Source organism: Rhodanobacter soli (assembly GCF_040548735.1).
Taxonomy (GTDB): domain Bacteria; phylum Pseudomonadota; class Gammaproteobacteria; order Xanthomonadales; family Rhodanobacteraceae; genus Rhodanobacter; species Rhodanobacter soli_A.
The window spans coordinates 1573567-1591897 of record NZ_JBEPSD010000001.1 but is presented as its reverse complement, the minus strand read 5'-3'; the positions used below and the strand labels follow the sequence as shown (position 1 = coordinate 1591897).

The 18331-nt window shown below is 58.6% G+C and carries 11 protein-coding genes; 2 read left to right on the top strand and 9 right to left on the bottom strand.

The window, feature by feature from the left end; genetic code table 11:
* Positions 1–7: 7 nt before the first annotated feature.
* From ABIE04_RS07315 to mads1, 4 genes are read right to left on the bottom strand one after another with little or no spacing between them, the layout of a single operon-like run.
* Positions 8–2722 (bottom strand): TnsA endonuclease N-terminal domain-containing protein, encoded by a 2715-nt coding sequence (locus tag ABIE04_RS07315; RefSeq protein ID WP_354548064.1) that lies wholly within the window; start codon positions 2720–2722, stop codon positions 8–10.
* Positions 2712–4574, bottom strand: a complete 1863-nt coding sequence (locus ABIE04_RS07310) for a site-specific DNA-methyltransferase (RefSeq protein WP_354548060.1) — start codon at positions 4572–4574, stop codon at positions 2712–2714. The genes ABIE04_RS07315 and ABIE04_RS07310 overlap by 11 nt, the downstream gene beginning before the upstream one ends.
* Positions 4571–7495, bottom strand: coding sequence for an ATP-dependent helicase (locus tag ABIE04_RS07305; RefSeq protein WP_354548055.1), 2925 nt, complete (start codon positions 7493–7495; stop codon positions 4571–4573). Before ABIE04_RS07305 ends, ABIE04_RS07310 begins: the two co-directional genes overlap by 4 nt.
* Complete coding sequence (mads1, locus tag ABIE04_RS07300; RefSeq protein WP_354548051.1) at positions 7492–7704, bottom strand: methylation-associated defense system helix-turn-helix domain-containing protein MAD1; 213 nt, start codon at positions 7702–7704, stop codon at positions 7492–7494. Before mads1 ends, ABIE04_RS07305 begins: the two co-directional genes overlap by 4 nt.
* 125 nt (positions 7705–7829) lie before the next feature.
* Here mads1 and ABIE04_RS07295 point away from each other — a divergent pair, with 125 nt between their 5' ends.
* Entirely contained in the window at positions 7830–11087 is a 3258-nt protein-coding gene (locus ABIE04_RS07295) for a sacsin N-terminal ATP-binding-like domain-containing protein (RefSeq protein WP_354548046.1), read from the top strand.
* A 146-nt stretch (positions 11088–11233) separates the two neighbouring features.
* Positions 11234–11503, top strand: a complete 270-nt coding sequence (locus tag ABIE04_RS07290; RefSeq protein WP_354548041.1) for a M48 metallopeptidase family protein — start codon at positions 11234–11236, stop codon at positions 11501–11503.
* Positions 11504–11570: 67 nt separating this feature from the next.
* Here ABIE04_RS07290 and ABIE04_RS07285 read toward each other — a convergent pair whose 3' ends face one another.
* The 5 genes from ABIE04_RS07285 to ABIE04_RS07265 form a co-directional block, all read right to left on the bottom strand.
* On the bottom strand, positions 11571–12314 hold the full coding sequence (locus tag ABIE04_RS07285) for an enhanced serine sensitivity protein SseB C-terminal domain-containing protein (RefSeq protein ID WP_354548037.1): 744 nt from the start codon (positions 12312–12314) through the stop codon (positions 11571–11573).
* Positions 12315–12398: 84 nt separating this feature from the next.
* A complete protein-coding gene (locus ABIE04_RS07280; RefSeq protein ID WP_354548032.1) occupies positions 12399–13682 on the bottom strand; it encodes a TniQ family protein in 1284 nt (427 codons plus the stop codon).
* Positions 13679–14725 (bottom strand): TniB family NTP-binding protein, encoded by a 1047-nt coding sequence (locus ABIE04_RS07275; protein ID WP_354548027.1) that lies wholly within the window; start codon positions 14723–14725, stop codon positions 13679–13681. The genes ABIE04_RS07280 and ABIE04_RS07275 overlap by 4 nt, the downstream gene beginning before the upstream one ends.
* Before the next feature lie 19 nt (positions 14726–14744).
* Positions 14745–17156 (bottom strand): Tn7 transposase TnsA N-terminal domain-containing protein, encoded by a 2412-nt coding sequence (locus ABIE04_RS07270; RefSeq protein ID WP_354548023.1) that lies wholly within the window; start codon positions 17154–17156, stop codon positions 14745–14747.
* Positions 17157–17340: 184 nt separating this feature from the next.
* Positions 17341–17814: a hypothetical protein gene (locus ABIE04_RS07265; RefSeq protein WP_354548019.1), complete on the bottom strand. Its 474-nt coding sequence runs from the start codon at positions 17812–17814 to the stop codon at positions 17341–17343.
* Positions 17815–18331: the final 517 nt, after the last annotated feature.

The window sequence follows — 18331 nt, the reverse complement described above, 5'->3', positions numbered from 1 at the left end:
GTGGCTCCTATAGCAACATTCGATAGCGACGGTTGTCAGCGTCGGTGGATTTCATGATCCGATATTCCATGCCGCTCGCCACCGCGATCTGCTGGGCGAAGTCCTTCTTGGCCTGCACCACGGCATCCTCGATTTGGTTGTCGGCTTTCACCTCGACGATGACGTACTTAAGGCTGCCGTCCGGCTCTTCGCGCTGGAAGATGAAGTCGGGGTAGTAGCTGCGCACGGTGCGCGAGTCGGGGTCGATGTACTGGATGAAGAAGTCGGACTGGCCGTGGGTCAGCATCCCGGTGAAGTAGATCTTCTTCACACGCTGCTCGCGCAACAGATCCCAGAACAGCCAGTTCTCCGACCCTGAGTCGAAGCAGTAGGTGTCGAGGTGAAAGCTCTTGGCACGTTCCGCGTCATTGATCTGCGTGTCGTTCATCCGAACGATCTTGTCCTTGGCTGCTGACACCTCGTAGTAACCGTTCGGGGGCATCTTTATCAGATCGACCTCGTACTCGTCCTTCCTCTCGTACTCATCAAGGTCAAACAGCAAGCGGAACAGGCGCGGGATGATCTCGTCGTAGAGCAGCTCGTTGAACTCGTTGATGATGGCCACCAGTTCGCCGGTGCCATCCTTGGTCGCGTCGAGCAGTGCCTCGATCTCCAGTGGGCTTCGGTTGAGATAGCGGGACACCTCAGCCACCAATGTCATGGGCGAGAAGATGCGCTTCTCGCGACGGGAGGTCAGGTCGAAGGTGCGGCTGCCAGAGGCGCGCGCCGCATCGGCGATGGTCAGGCCGTCTTGCTGTGTTTCGATCAGGCGGTATTTTTCAATCAGCTCGTTCCACTTCTCCCGGATGGATCGCTCGGGCATCAGTTCCTGCCCTTTAACTGGCTGCTTCTCGCGCATCTGGAAGAGCTTGCGCACGCGCACCAGCTTGATCTTGACCGGCGGCTCAACCACGCGTACTTCCACGCGTTCCTTGTCTTTTCCAGTCTTTTGCAGCTCGTCGGCGCTGATGCGGAAGTTCTGCTGCAGCTCGTCGTTCAGCGTATTGAGGTTGTCGCCTGAGAGGAATACGTGGCCGGTGTGCTGGGCCTCGCCTATGGCACGCAGGCATCGCATCGTGGCTTGCAGCACAAACACCTTGGACTTGGGCTCGCGGAACAGGCCTACGCCGAACAGTGAACGGCAGTTCCAGCCTTCTCGGCCCTTGTTGACCAGCAGGATGAATTGCTTTTCCGAGCCTTCGGTGTCCAGCCGGTTGAACTCGCGGATGTCGTCGTTGGTAGTGAGCTTGTCGTCGCCCACGTTGACCAGGATGCGCGAGGTCGGGATGCCATGCTTGAGCAACGCGCGCTCTACTGCCGGACGCAGTTCGCCAGTCAGCTCGTCGATGGTGGCCGCAAAGAAGGCCAGCTTCGGGGAAAGCCCTTCGGGTCGCAGCCCATCCGTCTCCTTCAAGAACTCTTCGATGGCGATGTCGACAAACTCGTCGGTACGGGTGTTGGTGTAGCCGTGCAGCGTTACCTTCTTGAGGAAGCCCTTGTCGATGGCCGCCTTCAGGCCGTAGGCGTAGACCACCTCGGGCAACACCTCGCGCCCCACATAGGGCGTGCCGGTGTAGTTGTAGCAGGCCACCACGCGTGTGCCCGCCGCGTTCAGGCTGGCGGCCAGAATGTCGATGGTGGTGCGCAGGCTGGTGTCTGTTTCCTTGGCTCCCACGCCCATGTCCTTGGCCAGCGCCTTGCCGAAGGCATGGTGGGCCTCATCCACGTAGATGCCGAGCTGTTCCAAACGGCGCAGCTTCTCGAAGCGCTGGTTGGTGGTCAGTTCGCCCTCTTCCTCGGGCTGATCGAAGCTGTAGAGGTCGGCGGCGTCAGCATAGACGCCGGTGGCGGTGAGGGTTTCGCCGGTCGAGTCGAACAGCTTGGCAGCAGGCGTTTTCTCCTTGTGCTGGCGCTTGAGGATGATCTTCTGCGTGTTGGAGACGATGATGTTGAAGCGCGAACGGTCCAGCGTATCCAGCGAGGTGCCCGCTTCTTCGAGGTAGTGGAAGCGCAGGTGCGTGGTCAGGAAGTTGACGTACTCCGGCGGCACCACGCGCGTGAGGTCGAACGCCTCGATCTCCTTCAAAGACTGCAGCACTGTCTTGTCCGGTGCGAACACCAGCGCGTTGTGGCAATAGCGTGCATCCTTCTCGAATTTGTTGCCCAGAAGGAACTCGTAGAAGATGCAAGTCGCCATCAGGATGGTTTTGCCGGTGCCCATCGTCAGCGCGAAGATGTAGTTCGGATAGGTGCGCGAGTTCTTGCGCATCTTCTCGAACAGCACCTTGTACGAGTTCAGCTCCAGCCCGTCGGACTCGCCAAACTGGAACATCTCCTGCCCAGCGGTACCGAGAAAAGAGCCGAACTTGCGGCCCTCGAACTTGCCGCTGCGTTCGTACCACGCCTTGAAAATCTCCTCGACCTTGGCGTTGTCGAGAAACTCCTTGAGGAAAACGTAGGTTTCCAACGCCTCGAACTGCGGCTGGCGCAGAAAGGCCTTCGGGTTCTTCTCCGGGTTGTTGAAGTCGAGGTACTTGCGCGTCAGCTCGCGGTAGCTCTGACGCAGCTTGCCCCGGTTGTCCTTGTGGAACTGCCAAAGAAAGCGGAAGAAGGCGAAGTCCAGCGACGCGCTGGCGCTGCTGACCCCGTTGTCGCTGGCCTTGGCTGCGCGCTTAGTCGCCATGGCTCACGCTTCCTTCCCAAGACTCCGAGAGTAGGTCGGTAATCTTCACGCGGATGGTGCCCGCATCCTGGGGAACGATGTATGCACCCTTGACCAGATCGTTCTTGCCGGGGATGTCCACCACCGCTGGTTGCAGCACTGCGCCATCGTAGTTCCAGTCGATCAGCACCGACTCGACCAGCTCCTTCCAGTCCTCGACTGACTCCTTCTGCAGCGAGAGCTTCTGCAGCAGGTTCATCGGGTAGAACTTCTCGATGCGCAGTTCGCCCTTCTTGATGGCAACCTTGGCCTGCGAGTCGCGCTTGAACTCCAGGTCGGCCTTGTCACGCAGAATATCCACCACCTCGACGTCGATCTTGAAGGGCTTGGCGGCCAGTTCCAACTGCGCGGCCAAATCCGGCTCGTGGCCCATGCAGACGAGGGTGATCTTCTCGACCGGGCGGTTGGAGCTCTCGTTCTGCTTGCGCTCCCAGGCCTTGTAGTCGAAGCCTGCTATCAGTTCATTGAGGTCGGCGCGCGTGGCGATGCGGTTGACGGGCATGATCTTGACCATGCGGCCGTCCTTTTCTCCGTCGAATACGGTGCTGAACTCCAGCTTCTGCACCTCCAGCGCCTCGATCAGCAGTTCCTTGGCCTGAACGGGGTTGCGAAACACGTCGTAGTGATTGACGTTGTAAATTTCAAATCCCGCATAGCAAATTCCTTCTGCTTCTAGAGTCTTTTTGCGTAGTTGTTCGGCGGCTTTCAGAAGCCTAGCCGTCGTAGTCTGCACTGATCCAAGATTTATATCTGCACCCAAAAATCTACGGCCCATCTTCAATGCAACAGCTTGAGCTGTACCAGAACCCATGAAGCAATCAAAGACCAATCCACCAGGTTTTGTGGACGCAGATATCAGCTTGTAAAGCAGTTCCTCAGGCTTTTGCGTTGGGTAGTCCGTTCTGTTGTCGGACGATTGATTCTCAATGTCGATGAAGAAGTAGTCGTTGGCGACTTTCCCGTCCCGTAGATAGTCACGAACAACAAGCTCAGGGTGTGTCTTTTCCCAGTCTGGATCAACATCTTTCGCCCCCTTGACCGGACTTCCTTTCAGAAATCGACCGTTTAGTCGATACCTGCCATTTTCATCTTCCAGCCTGTACTTTTTGATCGTAGCCTCTGAGAGCGGTTCGATGACCATTTCATCGTTCCAGTTGTACACTGGATCTTTGTTCTTCTTGTAGAAATGGATGTCGTGATGGCTTCTTTTCCAAGAGGTTTTTATGGAGCTACGGGTTCCGAACATCCAAACTATGGAATTCAGGAAGTTATCCTTTCCGAATACCTCATCAAGCAAGCAACGAAGTTCGTGAGATTTTCTGTAGTCGCAGTGCAGGTATATTGCCCCCTCCTCCGAGAGCAGTTCCCTCATAAGAATGAGTCTCTCAAACATGAACTGGAGATACTCATCGTTGTTCCAGATGTCGGAATACTGCTTCTCCTCAAACGAGGTGTTGCTTGATTCAACGTCTCTTTGCTTGACTTGAATCTTCTTTCGATAGTCAGCTTTCGAGTCAAACGGCGGATCGATATAGATCAGGTCCACCTTGCCCCGGAACTCCTTCAGAAGGTGGCTCATCACCTGCAGGTTGTCGCCCCAGAAAATCTTGTTGCGCCAGCCGTCCACTTCTTCGCCGTGAACTTCCTTCAACTGCGCCGGGTAATACTGCGTCGAGGTGAACGGGCGCTTGCCTCGCCAGTTGAGCATGGGGTAGCCCTTGATCGGCTCAAACTCGTATTTCTCGACGTTGGTGGTGCCGCCATCGGACGTGGCCAGCTGCAGGCTGTCCTGCGCAGGTGTGTTCTTGCTCATTTGTCGTTGTTCCTGAATTTCCAATTCTTGTTGTCGCAGTAGGCGCGCATATCGCAGCTCTGGCACAACTTGGCCGGACGTGCGGCGATCTGGTAGTCCTGCCGCTCGATACGCGCCACGATGTCGTCGAAGCGCGCGATGGTCTTGCCGATGGCGCGGTCGTCCTTGGTGAACGACACGTAGGGGTTCCCGCCGTCTTCGCCGGTGTAGTACAGATGCATCCGGCTGACCTTCTGGCCGGTGCGCTCTTCCACCAAGTGGGCGTATACCTCCAACTGGTGCTGGTACTGGCGCAGGCGATCCCGCTCCTTCTCCATGTCGGGCTTTTTCTCCGACTTGAAGTCGATGATCTCGACCGTGTCGTGTTCGCCCCGAATCAGGTCGACGCTACCCTTGAGGATGTATTGCTCCTTGATGAGCGAGATCTCGACCTCGGCCTCCTTGATGCGATCCCAGTGGCCGTTCTCGCGCTCGAAGTAGCGCATCACGTGCAGCAGCGCGGCCTGCTGCGAGCTGGGCGCAAGGTAGACGCGCTCCTTCTTCGAGAGCATGGCGTAGTTGGTTGAAAACCACCCCTCGATGGCCTCACGACTGAGAGTAGCCTCCTCACCGCGTAGCACCGTCTTGTGAATGTCCTCAATGGTTTGGTGAACCAAAGTACCGAACAGCATCGGGCTCTCGCGGATGGCTGCGAACTCCAGATCCTTGAAGAAGCGGTACTGCTCCGCGCAGTTTTCGTACACAGTGATGTCCGAAGTGAACGAATACTCGCGCTTGAGGTTGATCTGCTTCATGGGCTCGAAGGTGAGCCCCGAAAGGTCAATATCACGCCAGTTCGGCAGCTCGTAGAACATCCTTTCGAAATACTTGGAAGGCGACTTGCCCAGGCCTCGCCCTTGTCGCTCCTGCGCGGCCAGCACCAGCAGGTTCTGCGCGCGCGAAAACGCGGTGTAGAACAGCCGCCAGAAGTCGAAGTTCTTGATGTGGTCGAGTGGCTCAAACCGTTCCTTGGAAAGGTAGCCGCCGTCTTCCAGCAACACGTCGAGCGCGCCGTACTGCTTGCGCGGCACCGCCTCCAGCGAGCCGCACACCACCACCGGAAACTCCAGCCCCTTGGACTGGTGGATGGTCAGGAACGAGATGCAGCCTTTGGGTGCATACTCGGCCTCGTCCTCGTATTCGCCGATCCCGCCGTCCTGCAAGAAGCGCAGAAACTGGTTGAACAGGTCGCGCAGGTTCTTTTCTAACCACTCGGGATTGAGCACGCTGACAAAGTGCAAGTATTCGAACTTGGTGAGCAGCTTTGAGAAGGTGCCGAGGTTGCGCGCCGCGCGCCCCTTGTCCACGCCTTGTACGGATTCATCGGTGAGGAAGCGCGAAAACAGCGGGAACTGCAGCAATTGGTAGAACAGGCCGGAGAAGGCGTAGTCGGTGTTCTGTGTGAGCACCGCGTGGCGCTTGGCCAGAGGACGCGCCCAATCCAGTAGTGGCCTGTTTTCCGGTTTGCGCAGCTCGTCGGTGAAGGGCTTGAAGCAGAGGTGGTCGTAGTAGTCCCAGATCGGCAGCGTGACGCCTTCGGCCCACGCCCGCACCTTGGAGAACTGCGGGAACAGGAAGATCAGCGCGCCGATCATCAGGCGGATTTCCGAGCGCTCGAAAAACATATTCGAGCGGGGCGAGAATACGGGCACGCCCTGCGCTTCGAGGAAGCGCGCCAGCGCCACCACCTTGTCGTTCTTGACCGAGCGGAACAGAAAGGCCACCTGGCTCCAATCCGCAAGCTGGCCTGAAGCCTTCAGGCCGTTGAGGAAGGCCAGCACCTCGGCATGCCAGTTGGCGGTGTCCCCCTTGTCGTCGCTGGCGGCCAACCGCACCGCCGTGGGGGGGTCAGGGAAGTCGTCCTCGCGTGGCACGATCTGCTTGGCGAAGCGGAAGACGCGGGTGCCGTCGTCCCACTGCTGTTCCTTCATCCACTCGTTGTAGAAGCGGATGATATCCGGGTGCGAGCGGTAGTTGACGGCGAGCCTGACTTGCTTGCACTGGCCGCCATCGAACAGCGCCGGGAACTCCAGAATGTTGCGAATGGTGGCCCCGCGAAAGCGGTACAAGCCCTGGTCGTCGTCGCCCACCACGCACAGATTGCGACGCTCTCCCGCCAGCAACAGGAGGATGCGCTCCTGAATGGTGTTGGTGTCCTGGTACTCGTCCACCATCAGGTGGGTGAGTTTGTCGCGCAGTTGAGCCAGCACCTCGGGGCGTTTTTCCAGCAGTTGCAGGGCCTCGTACTGGATGCCGGAGAAGTCCAGCGAGTTGTACTCGTTCAGCAGCTCCTGGTACTTGGCAAAGCAGGCGGCCAGCGCACGGATTTCCACTTCCGTGGCCGCCGCCAGCGTGGCCGCATCGAGCGCTTCCTCGCCAACCTTGTTGAGCCACTTGAGCAGATTCTCCGACTGTGCCCAGCGGCCCGTTTGGTCATCACCCATGACGAGCTGGGCATCGGGCAGCGAGCGGAAGTCTTTGATGTGCTGGTAGAGGAAGTACTGCTGGTCGAACTGGTCGAACAGCGTGAAGCTGCGCTTGAGCCGGGTAAACTCGCGGTAATCCTCCAACATCCGTAGGCAGATGGAGTGGAAGGTCCCGAGGTACATCTCGTTCAAATTGAACTGAATGTTCAGCTCGGCCAACCGATTGGAGATGCGGGTGGTCAGCTCGCGTGCGGCCTTGTCGGTGAAAGTGACGACCAGCAGCGACTCCGGCGCGACTCCCATGTGGGTAATGAGGTAGACGATGCGCTCGACAAGCGTGAAGGTCTTGCCCGATCCTGGTCCGGCAATAATGAGCACCGGGCCATCGGTGGCAAAGATGGCTTCAAGCTGCTGAGGATTGGCCTTGGACTGGAGGGCAGTGGCGCTGGAGGTCATTCCGCCCCCGCGCCGTCGTCCATCATCCCTTCGCCGATACGGCTGGCAATCCACTCATCCAACTCGCCGCGACGAAAACGCCAGGTGCCGCCGAGCTTGAACGCCGGGAGCTTGCCGCTCGCCGCGAGGCGATAGACCGTGCGCTTGCCTGCCTTCAGGTAGGCGGCAACCTCGTCAATCGTGAGGATCTCGTCCGGCTGGTCGTTCATCCGCCCTCCTAATCTCATTTGCGCTGTGCTTGGTCTGTGCCGAATCTTGTCATGATACTTCCCGATTGTGCAGACTTGAGCAAACTTGGCACTGAAAAATGTGCCTGACTGAAGGGGGAGTGACGGTGACATCCAAGTACGAGGCAATTTGTGAGGAGAACCGGGAGAGCTACGGCACCAAAGGGGCCCAGAAGTCCGGAAAGCTGGCTGCTGGCCTGTACGACGACCGCACCCACTTCATCTTCGAACTGCTGCAGAACGCCGAGGATGCCTTGGGCAGGCGCGGCGACTGGCACGGATCACGCAAGGTTGCGTTCACCCTGACCCCGACCCGCCTGATGCTCTCGCATTTCGGCAAGCCGTTCGACGAGGCCGACGTCCGAAGCGTCTGCGACATCGCCGAGAGCACCAAGAACGAGTCGTCCATCGGGCGCTTCGGCCTCGGCTTCAAGTCTGTCTACACCGTCACCGATCTTCCGGAGATTCACTCTGGCGAGGAGGACTTCGCCATCGAGAACTACGTCTTCCCGAAGCGGTTGGCACGTTCGGTACGCGCGGCTGACGAGACGCAGATCGTCCTTCCCCTGAAGCCGGAGGACGCGAGCGCAGCGCAGGACATCATGGCAGGGTTTCGCCACTTGGGCCCGGGTGCGCTGCTGTTCCTGCGCCACATTGACGAAATCAACTGGAGCGCCGAGGGTGGCGCATCGGGGTTCTATCTGCGCAACGCCCCCGAATCGCTCGGATCCAATGTCCAGCGCATCACGGTGATCGGTAAAGAGGATGATCGGCCGGAAGTCGACCAGAACTGGCTGGTGTTCTACCGCGACGTGTTTTCTGCCGAGGAGCAGAAGGTAGGGCGGGTGGAAATCGCTTTTTCACTGGTTGCGGTAAAGGACGCCCCTGGTCGCTGGGCGGTGCAGCCGCTGGCCAAGTCGCCGCTGGTGGTTTTCTTCCCTACGGTGGTTGAGAGCCACCTTGGCTTTCTCGTGCAGGGGCCGTACCGCACTACGCCAAGCCGCGACAACATTCCGCCCGGCGAGCCGTGGAACCGGCATCTGGTCAAGGAAACATCCGGCCTGCTGGTGGAAGCGATGCGCTGGATGAGGGACAAGGCAATGCTGGATGTCGCCGTGCTACGCTGCCTGCCGCTTGACCGCGAGAAATTCCCAAAGGAATCTCGTTTCGCCCCGATGTTTGATGCCGTCCGGCAGGCGTTTCAGGACGAGGAGCTGCTTCCGACCTTCGACGACGGGCATGCCACCGCCCATCAGGCCAAGCTGGCGCGAACGCAGGAGTTGCGCGAGCTGTTCAGCCCGGAACAGGTTGCGGCGCTGTTCGGTTCGGAGGTCGCCGCTTGGCTGTCCGGCGACATCACTCAGGACAAGGCGCCCGAGATCCGCCAGTACCTGATGCGCGAACTCGATATCGACGAGATCACGCCGACAAAGCTGGTGCCGAACCTGACCAAGGAGTTCCTTGAGGCGCAATCCGACGAGTGGGTATTGCGGCTGTACGAATCCCTGAGTGGCCAGGAGAAGGCACTGCGTCGCCATCTGGACACTGTTCCGCTCATCCGCCTCGATGACGGTACGCACGTCGTTGCTCGCGAGAACGGAAAGGCCAAGGCCTTCCTGCCCAGCGCCATTGCCACCAGTTTCCCGACGATGCGCCGCGCGGTGTGTGCGACACCCGAGGTGCGCTTGTTCCTGATCTCGCTGGGCATCACCGAACCCGACCCGGTGGATGACGTCGTCTGGAACCTCCTGCCGAAGTACCAGCAGCAAGAGGTGGATGTGGGAGACGAGGCCTACGCGGCCGATATCGAGCGCATCCGTGCGGCCTTCAACATCGACTCAACGGCGCAGAAGGAAAAGCTCCGGTCAGCCCTGCGCGACACCACCTTTGTGATGGTGGTCGACACTGGCGATGGCAAAGCTTACGTCGCCAAGCCCGGCGAGATCTACATCGCCACCGACCGCCTGCAGCAGCTCTTCGCCGGTGTGCCAGACATCTTGATCGTCGACAACGAATACGACTGCCTGCGCGGTGAAGACATCCGTGACCTGCTGGTGTCGTGTGGCGCAAGCCGCTACCTCATCCCGCAAGCAACACCGTCGGGACTGGGGCATGCCGAGAAGGCGCAGATTCGCAGAGAAGCAGGCCTTGAGCGTGCAAGCTGGGAAAGCCAGCCAGAGGACTTCACCCTTCGTGGGTTGACCCAGCTGCTGGAGTTCTTGCCCACGCTGAAGCCCGAGGAGGCCGCAGCCAGAGTGAAGGTGCTGTGGGAGGCGTTGGCTGATCTGGAGGCGCGCGGGACTGCCGCCTTCTACGGCTCCTACAAGTGGGGCTACTCCCGCGAGGCAAAGACCGCCCGATTCGACGCCGCCTTCGTCCGGACGCTCAATCAGGTCGCCTGGGTGCCGAATGGCGACGGCGAGCTTGTTCCTCCGGGGCTCGTCGTGTTCGACACCCTCGGCTGGAAGCCCAACCCCTTCCTCCTGACCAAGATCACCTTCAAGCCGCCGATCATCGATCAGCTTGCCAAAGAGGCAGGCATCGATCCGGCGATTCTCGATCTGCTACGAAGAGACCCCGCTATCGTTGCCGAGCTGACGTCCCGACTGAGCGCGAATCCAACGCCAGAACCGGAGCCATCGCCAGCGCCCGAGCCGGAGGCCGACGAGCGGCCCGACGGCGACGTGTACGACGGTGCGAAAGATCTGTACGGCGATGACATGCCGGATATCCCGCCCGGCACCCCTGATCCGGACGGCGGTGACGGCGTGGGCACAGGTGCGGGAAGTGGTGGTCAAGGGCGCTCTGGCACCGGGACTTCGCGCGGCGGTGGCCAGGGCAATGGAGGTGGCCACGGCACCGCTGGTGACAAGGGCGGCGGCAAAGGCGGCGGTCAAGGAAAGAGGACGCCTGGCCACGTAGGCGGGCGTCCATTCGTCTCCTACGTCGGCACGCATCCCGATGATGATGGCCCCGATCCCGATGGCCTCGATCAGGCGGCACGGATGCAGATCGAAGGGCGTGCAATCGACCTGATCATTGGTCTTGAGCCAACGCTGTGCCGCACTCCGGATGGCAACCCGGGTTTTGACCTCTTCGAGGCCGACAGTGGTGGCAGGCAGATTCGCTGGGTCGAAGTGAAGTCGATGACGGGCACCTTGAAAGATCGCCCCGTAGGACTGTCATACAGGCAATTCGACTGCGCACGCGAAAAGGGCGATGCGTACTGGTTGTACGTGGTCGAGCGCGCAACCGATCCAGCACAAGCCCACGTACTCAGAATTCAGAACCCCGTCGGCCACGCCCGGACGTTCACGTTCGACCACGGCTGGAGTGACATAGCACGAACTGATCCGCCCAGTTGACGTACCACGCGACCAAATCATCGAATTCACGCTCTATGATCTGAAATTGAAACCTGCCACCCCGGTGTGAAGCTGTGCGGAAGTCGCCTTGAGATACGCGCTACTGACACGGCCCCGGCGTCGGTACGTGATGCCAAGGAGACCTGGTGGCGCGCCCACGCCCAAACGGTTTTTTGCTGCACGCATCGATGACACGCTTGCCGCCCATGCGCCTGCAGGCGATGAAGACCCAATGGGGCAGTTGCTCGCCGACAGGAAAGATCACACTCAATCTGTGGCTGCTGAAAGCGCCACGTGACTACATCGATTACGTGATCTTCCACGAGCTGTGCTATCTCAAAGAGCACAACCACAGTCCGCGACTTTTCAAGTTGCTGTATCGGCACGTGCCGACATGGCGGCAGCGCAAAGCGTGACTGGATGAACTCGCCGAGGTGATTCTGAACGCGTAGCTTCGGCAAGCTTTCGGGTGTGGTGCTGCCATCAATTCCCGAAGATCTGCACGCCACCGTTGCAAATTTGGTCGAGTGACTCATCCGGTGTCAGGAATCTCATGTCGAGCGGCAGCGCGAGCTCAAGTGCCTCTGTTTTGAATGCGAGCGTAATCAGCTGGAGGAGGCGCTCCCGATGTGCCTTGGCAGCCACGATGGTGAGGAGCAGGATGACTGCTGTGCTATCGTCTTCACGATGCAGCTCCGTCAGGAAAGCCGTCTTTACCGTGGCCTCCTTCTCAAACAGATTGCGTAGGATCATGTTTAGCGCAACCGTCGACACAGATGGTTGCCCGATCAGGACCTCGGTCTCCGCCGGTATCTCGCTCTTGGTGAAGCTGCCAAGCGATCTTCCCTCCAAGATGGCCGTGATCTCCGGCGGGTAGAGCGCGATCGCATCCACGTTCGGGTTGAGCATCAGCGAGGCACCTCGAGTCAGTTCGAACAGATCTCGGCCAGACATCGCCATGATGAGGGCTACCTTGTTCGCTGCCTCTTCTGCTTGCCCCTTGTCACTGAAGAACGGCAGCATGGTCTGTCCGTTGTCGGGGCGTATGAATTGAATGAAGCGCATGACGCCCTCAGGTGGGCTCTCCATAGGGACATGGGCGTAAACCGTCGCATCGAGCGATGCGTTGAAGAAAGCGTTTTGTGCGCACTCAGGATTTGTTCCTTGCGGTGGAGCCTTTGCGGCAGCCAACAGGCGTGCAAGCGTGTCGGGCGTTGTTTTAGCCATTATTCAACCTGCTGTTGGGATGCGCATAAACGGGTCGATTCAGTGATTGATCCGAATAAAGACTGTAGCGATGTGTACCACTTGTTAGTGGGGTTCGCGACATACGGTCATCTTGGCCAAGGCAACACGCAAAGCCGATCGCGCGACTGCTTTCGGAACATGGATTTCCCTCATCATCTGAGCAACGGCATTCATCCGATGCAATCGCTTTCCAGATCGTTGCAACTCCTCCAGAAGCCTCGCGACATAGCTGCATGCCACGCTAAATCTCGTGTTCTTAGCGGTATCAATGCGGAGTCTGCGCTCGTCACCGTAGGTCTTGCAGAGTTTCGAGTAGTTGCGATGAAAGCTGGAGACGCTCACCCTGTTTTCCAAACATATATCCGCCAAGGGTGGCAGCGTAGTCGTGCGAGGAAGTGTCAGTAACTTGTGCAGGGTTCGTATACAAAGCCGATAACCACGTTTGTTGAACGCGCGTCGGCGCGGAGGCCTGGGGGTGTCAATGTCAGACTCGAACAAGCTTGGAGAAACGGCCTCACCCGGTCGTAGGAGGATGTCCATCGGCGTTGTCCCCCAACGTGCTGCCATATCAAAGATGGTCACCAAGCGATGGCCCTGCACTCGCAGCTTCAATGCTTCCTTTGATACCGGTCGCCGATATCCCTCTGTAGGAGCATGCGATACAACCTTTGTAATAAATGTCGTAATGACATCCGGCGAAACATCTGCAGAAGTTGGAGCTGCGATGTGCTCAAGCACCTTCAACATCTGCGCCTGGCACCACGCCTCCCAATGCGTGCGGTCATCTTGCACCGCGGCACACATCTTTAGTGCGAACCCGCACTTGATACACAGTTTGCGAGTGGGGCCAATGCGCCAGTCAATTTGGTAGCAGCCGCATCGAGCGCAACGGTCGATGAGTCTTGCCTCGTGTAGGGGGCAATGCGTTATTTGTGGGATCCACCACGCGAGTGGTTCGATAATTACGTCGTCTTGTTGCGCATAGCAAATTGGGCACCATCGACGCCTTTGCACGCACGATCCAGTTTGATTTCGGCTGAGAACGTCTCGAAGACGCAGCAGGGTTCCACACGTAAGGTGACCGGCACCAGTCAGCCTTTCCAACCGCTGAACTACGACGGCGGTTCGACCTGAGTGTGCACAAAATATACGCGGATAGAGATCGATGCTCTTGAGCTGCGGGGTGTCGTCGGTGCGTAGATACACGGAGTCATTGCACAACACCTTGGCCAGTTGTTTCGGCGTAACTTGGTGCACATCGGCTAGCCGACAGAAGTAGGACATTAGAGACTCGACGAGGGGCGTGCCGAGGCCGTGCAGGCGGAGAGGAGCGAGTATTGTTCTCATAGTTGGGGGCCACAGGGGTCGCGACCCGGATTGCGTCGGCCGGGGCGTTTGGTTCCACGCTTCTTCGGAACCGCCCTCGTGGCGTTGGGAAACTCACCCCTGATTCGCGCTTCGCCCATCTCGATCTCATGCCTAAGGCGATCCATCTGAACCGAGGTGTACCTGGCTACCTCCATATCGTGCCAACGTAATACATCCCTGCCTTGAGCCAGGGCTGCGAGTTTCGCGCGCTCGAATAATCCATCTACCTCGCCAAAAACACCTAAGGTCCAGGCCAGGATGTCCTTCGCATGCCGATCCAGCATGTGCGGCTCTTCGAAAGTGAGTGTCTTCGAATACATGCGAAGCACGGCAAAGAATGCATTGCGATCGTCTTCGATGTCTTCATCGTACCGCCGCAGGTGAATAAGGCGGCAACGTCGATTTAGTTGCGCGCTATGATTCCATATCTCAAGCAGATCGTAGGTTCCAAAGAGGAAGATGATGATTCCGAGCTTCTCGGCTAAAATCTTCAAGCTCTCAAGATGATCGGATGGGCTGCGATTTATGTGGGTGAGGCACATGCTCTGGGCTTCGTCTACGAAGATCGCTTGCACATGTACAGCCTCCGCCAAGTATTCAAACGCACGCCTGATCTTTGTCTCCGTCATGGGAACCCGAATCGTGCTCCAAAACTCTTCGCCTAGAAAAGCCAGTTGTTCCGGTGTCATCGCTTTTGCTTGCTGAGTTCCTGCTAGGACCCCTACACGCCTGAAGGGGTCGCCTACCTGATCCAGCAGGCGGCTATGGAAGTCCTTCGACGAGAAGTAGCCGCTTTCCGCATTTGCCGCCAAGACAGAAACGAGCGGGATCTGATTTCTAGAAGAGTAGTCATCTGTCCGGTACGAAGTCCTCTCAAGATGGATTCTGAGCGTGGACTTTCCCGCGCCCGTTGGTCCAACCACGAATATTAGAGTGCCCTTCGATGCGTGCGTTATGCATACTTGAGCCTCCCGATTCCACACCTGAAAGTGCGCGTGTTCCAGTGTGCCGTTCAACAGCATGGCTTTGGCCCTCTTCGTATCAGTGCACGAACGAAATGTCGGTATACCGATCAAGGTTGACTGATTCGGCTTGAGGATGATTGGGGGCGGGAGGTGGTGGTGTGGCGTCGTCTGTCATGCCGCCGCTCGCTTTTTCACATGCGGCAGCTGCGGCATGGGAGGCCTCGAGTTGCTCCACCCGCTTCGCGATACGCTCGTGGCTTCGACGCCCTTCGTCGCGAGACGTCCTACTGTTGCTGCGCACTCTGTGGTGTTCGAAGAATCGACCTTCCACCGAAAGCGGCACAATTGCATTGTGGTCACGTGAATGCGTGACAAACCATTTGCCCTTCCACTTGACATACAGAGTGCTGGGCGGATCAGGGTCGAGGCGGGCCTCCTCGAACCTGAAGGGACGTCGGACCTCATCGAGTTCGTCCGACCAGTACTCCCGATAGCCACAACGCAATCCCTTGTGCTTACCAAGTTCAACGTTCACGGGTACTGACGTAGCGATCAAGAAGGGAAGATCGAGAGTTATAGGATGGCCGACTTGGCCGTACTCCAATTCGCCGCGATACCACAGGTCGTCGGGACATCCATCAGCAACCCCATGCGTTACCTTGTTGAACTCCTCAAATTCGAAATATCGAAATTCCCTAATGATGACCTCCAGCTCTAGTCGCGCCGTCGCTCGACTCTTTTTGGTGCCGGAGGCCGATCGGCTGCGCTGATCAGCCCAGGTGGCACCCGCAAGCCGATTGGCGATGCGAAAATTGATTTGCTTCAACGCAGACTCTACGAGACCGTCGAACCGAGGCGCACTGGCGGGGCGTGAATACTTGGTCGAGCTGGACGACGCCAGTAGTTGCTCCCAGAGGATTGATCCATACTCGGATCCTCGATCCTCGAATATATACGCAGGCACGCGTCCCTGCCGCTTGGCCAAGTCTCGAAACGCAAGGGATACCGCGAATCGATCGGACTTGCCAAAGCCGAGCCATGCGCCTAGAGCGCGAGTTGTTGCCTCATCGTAAAAAACGTAGAGCCATGGTGGCTCACAGAATTTGGCTAGCTCGAAGCTGCTCCAGACACGAGCATCAAACTGTGTGCTGTCGATATGGCCGATCAGGCCCGGGATCTCGCAGCGAAGCGTCGCGTATTCGGCAGATACGGGTGGGCGAATGGAGTGGTAGCCACGCATGCCAAGGCGGCCATAGGCAACTTGCTCGGGTGCGACCTTTGCGCATCTTGCGCGTAACGTGCTCTTGGAGATTCTGGGTACGTCCTGCTTCGTGCAGGCATTGTCCACGTGGCCTAGGAGCTGCGACTTGTCCTTACAGAGGCCAGAGATCCAATGCGTCTTGACTACATCCTCAATGATGCGCTCCTGATCCGGAGTCAGTCGTGGCACGCGATTTCCGCGCGCCGAGAACCGCGGTAGGCATGCAGCAACAGGATGGGTACCCAGGGGAGACGCGTCCGAGAGCCGCTGGAGGTAGCGATATTCATTGCGGGTGGGTTTCCGCACCCCAGCGAGGACCTCCTGGATTCCGGCGTATATCACGGTCGCGTGCTCGAGCTCATTGGGCGTAGCACGGAGCAACGCTGCGAGATCCGTTTCGCTACCCTCGTCGGGCATAGCACGGTAGCTCTGCAAAAGGCGCGCCTGAAATTCCTCGGCCTCGGCACGGTCCGTGAAGACTCGGAACCTGTCCTGCTGGGAAAGGAGTTGCGCCTTCAACGCACCAAAGATCTTGGAGCGTGCCAAGAGCTGATAGATTGCGGCTGGCTCGGGTCCGCGCTTAGCGCTACAGAGCTCATGGATGGTCGGCGACCCACGCAGCTTCTCCAAGACGCGTCGACAGGCGTCATCCGAAAACTCCGCAGAGTGGCCGAGTAGCAAGGCGTGGAGGAACTCGAGATTGGCCAAGTAACGTGGTGCGGTGTCGTCCGCCACGTAGATTTCATGAGGCAGGCCAAGCTTCTCGGCTGCGATCGTGGCTGGGATGAATCGCGGTATGCCTTCCGAATAACTCCACTCCTCTGGCTTATTGGCTATGTTCTCTTCCAGTGCGGTATGTGGTTTGCACTGGACAAGCGCTGGCCCATGCTTCCGTAGCACCAGGAAGTCGGGTGTGTAGTTGGCGACATGGGTGCCTTTAGCGCCCTTGTCGCGCCGAAGCTGGAGCGGCATGGGTTGATCCCATACTTCCAGGACGTCAAGGGAGAGCTCCGACTCGTAGACAAACAGCGCTTCGCACGTGCGGCTTTCAGCCTGGACCGTCAGGCCGATTCCTTTGCTTGGAATGCGAGCACACACGTTGCCGCGGGCTGTGTCGCCGACACGTCGCGCAGGTGGCCCCGCGCGCACGACTGATATGTACTCCACGGCCGCCGCGCACAGCTTGGCCTGCGCGCAATAGACTGCAAATTCGGTCGAGCTGAGCATGCTTTTTCAGCACGCGCCGGCCCGTTGCCGCCGAAGTTCGGCAGTTGAATATTTCCGCGACGGAGAGTAGGGTCACTGCGTCAGGCCAGAAATCTGACGCGTTGCAAAGAGCCCGAGTCATCAGCTTGGGCTTTTTTGTGGCCATTTCTTTCGCCGTACCTTGGTCGGCGGTAGCGTGTGAGCGCTAGCTGGCCTCCTCTTCGGTCATGGCTCCTGCGTTGAGGTCCGGGACGGCTCCAGCCGTTCGGTCAGGACTATTTCGATGTCCGCTAGCCTGGCGAGAAGGCGGCGACTTCCCAGACGATAGAGACACTGGCAAGGTGTCGCGCTGATAGGCCTGCCGCACGGTGCCAGCCGATGGATAGTTCGGCAGGTTGGCGATTTGCTGCGCCGTGATGAGGGGCCGCTGCTCCAGGATCGCCAAAAACTCAGCGACCGCACGCGCCGTAGCAAACCATCCCCGCCGCATCGGCAACTGGAACATGGGGATGGCGAGATTCCCGCGCGCCCGTGCCTTTCGGACGGCCTGAACGGTGGGGTAGCGCAGGAGACGCGCAAGATCCGCCTGCGTGAGGAGTGCGCCGAAATCTTCGCGCAGCCCATCTTCGATGCGCTGGGCAGATTGTTCGGTGGTCGCCTGCGGTCCAGTATCCGGCATGAGTATCGCGGAGTCGACTTAAGTCTCGCAGAGTATCGCGCAAGGCATACGCGACGCGGTGTGTCAATTTTGGCCCGTTTGAACTGTGGAAACTTGACCCATGCGCCTTAGCCCGATCGACACCATCCGGAAGATCACAGGGGAGCCCAAGGACGTGGCCCAAGCCGTGGAGCGGTTGCGAACTACTGTTTGGCTCGACGATGCTTACACTCAGGCGGGGTGCGCGTCCTGGCCAGAGTTCGACAAGAAGTATGTGGAACGAGGTCGAAGTCGATCGAACTTAGGTGAGAAGTGGCGAAAGGGAACCGTTGTACCTGGGCTTTACTCGGCGAAGAAGCTGAATGAGCAGCTTCCTGGGACTTTGGCCGTGTTCAAGTCACCGGTGTGGGCGCTGTTGGAGAACCGCCCCTTCAGCAAGCCAGAAATTGGAAGGGTCATGAGTGACTATCGTCCTGGAGAGGCGAGCGGACTCCCCTTCTTCTGGTTGTTCCCAAATGATGAGGCTCGCTGGAAGCAA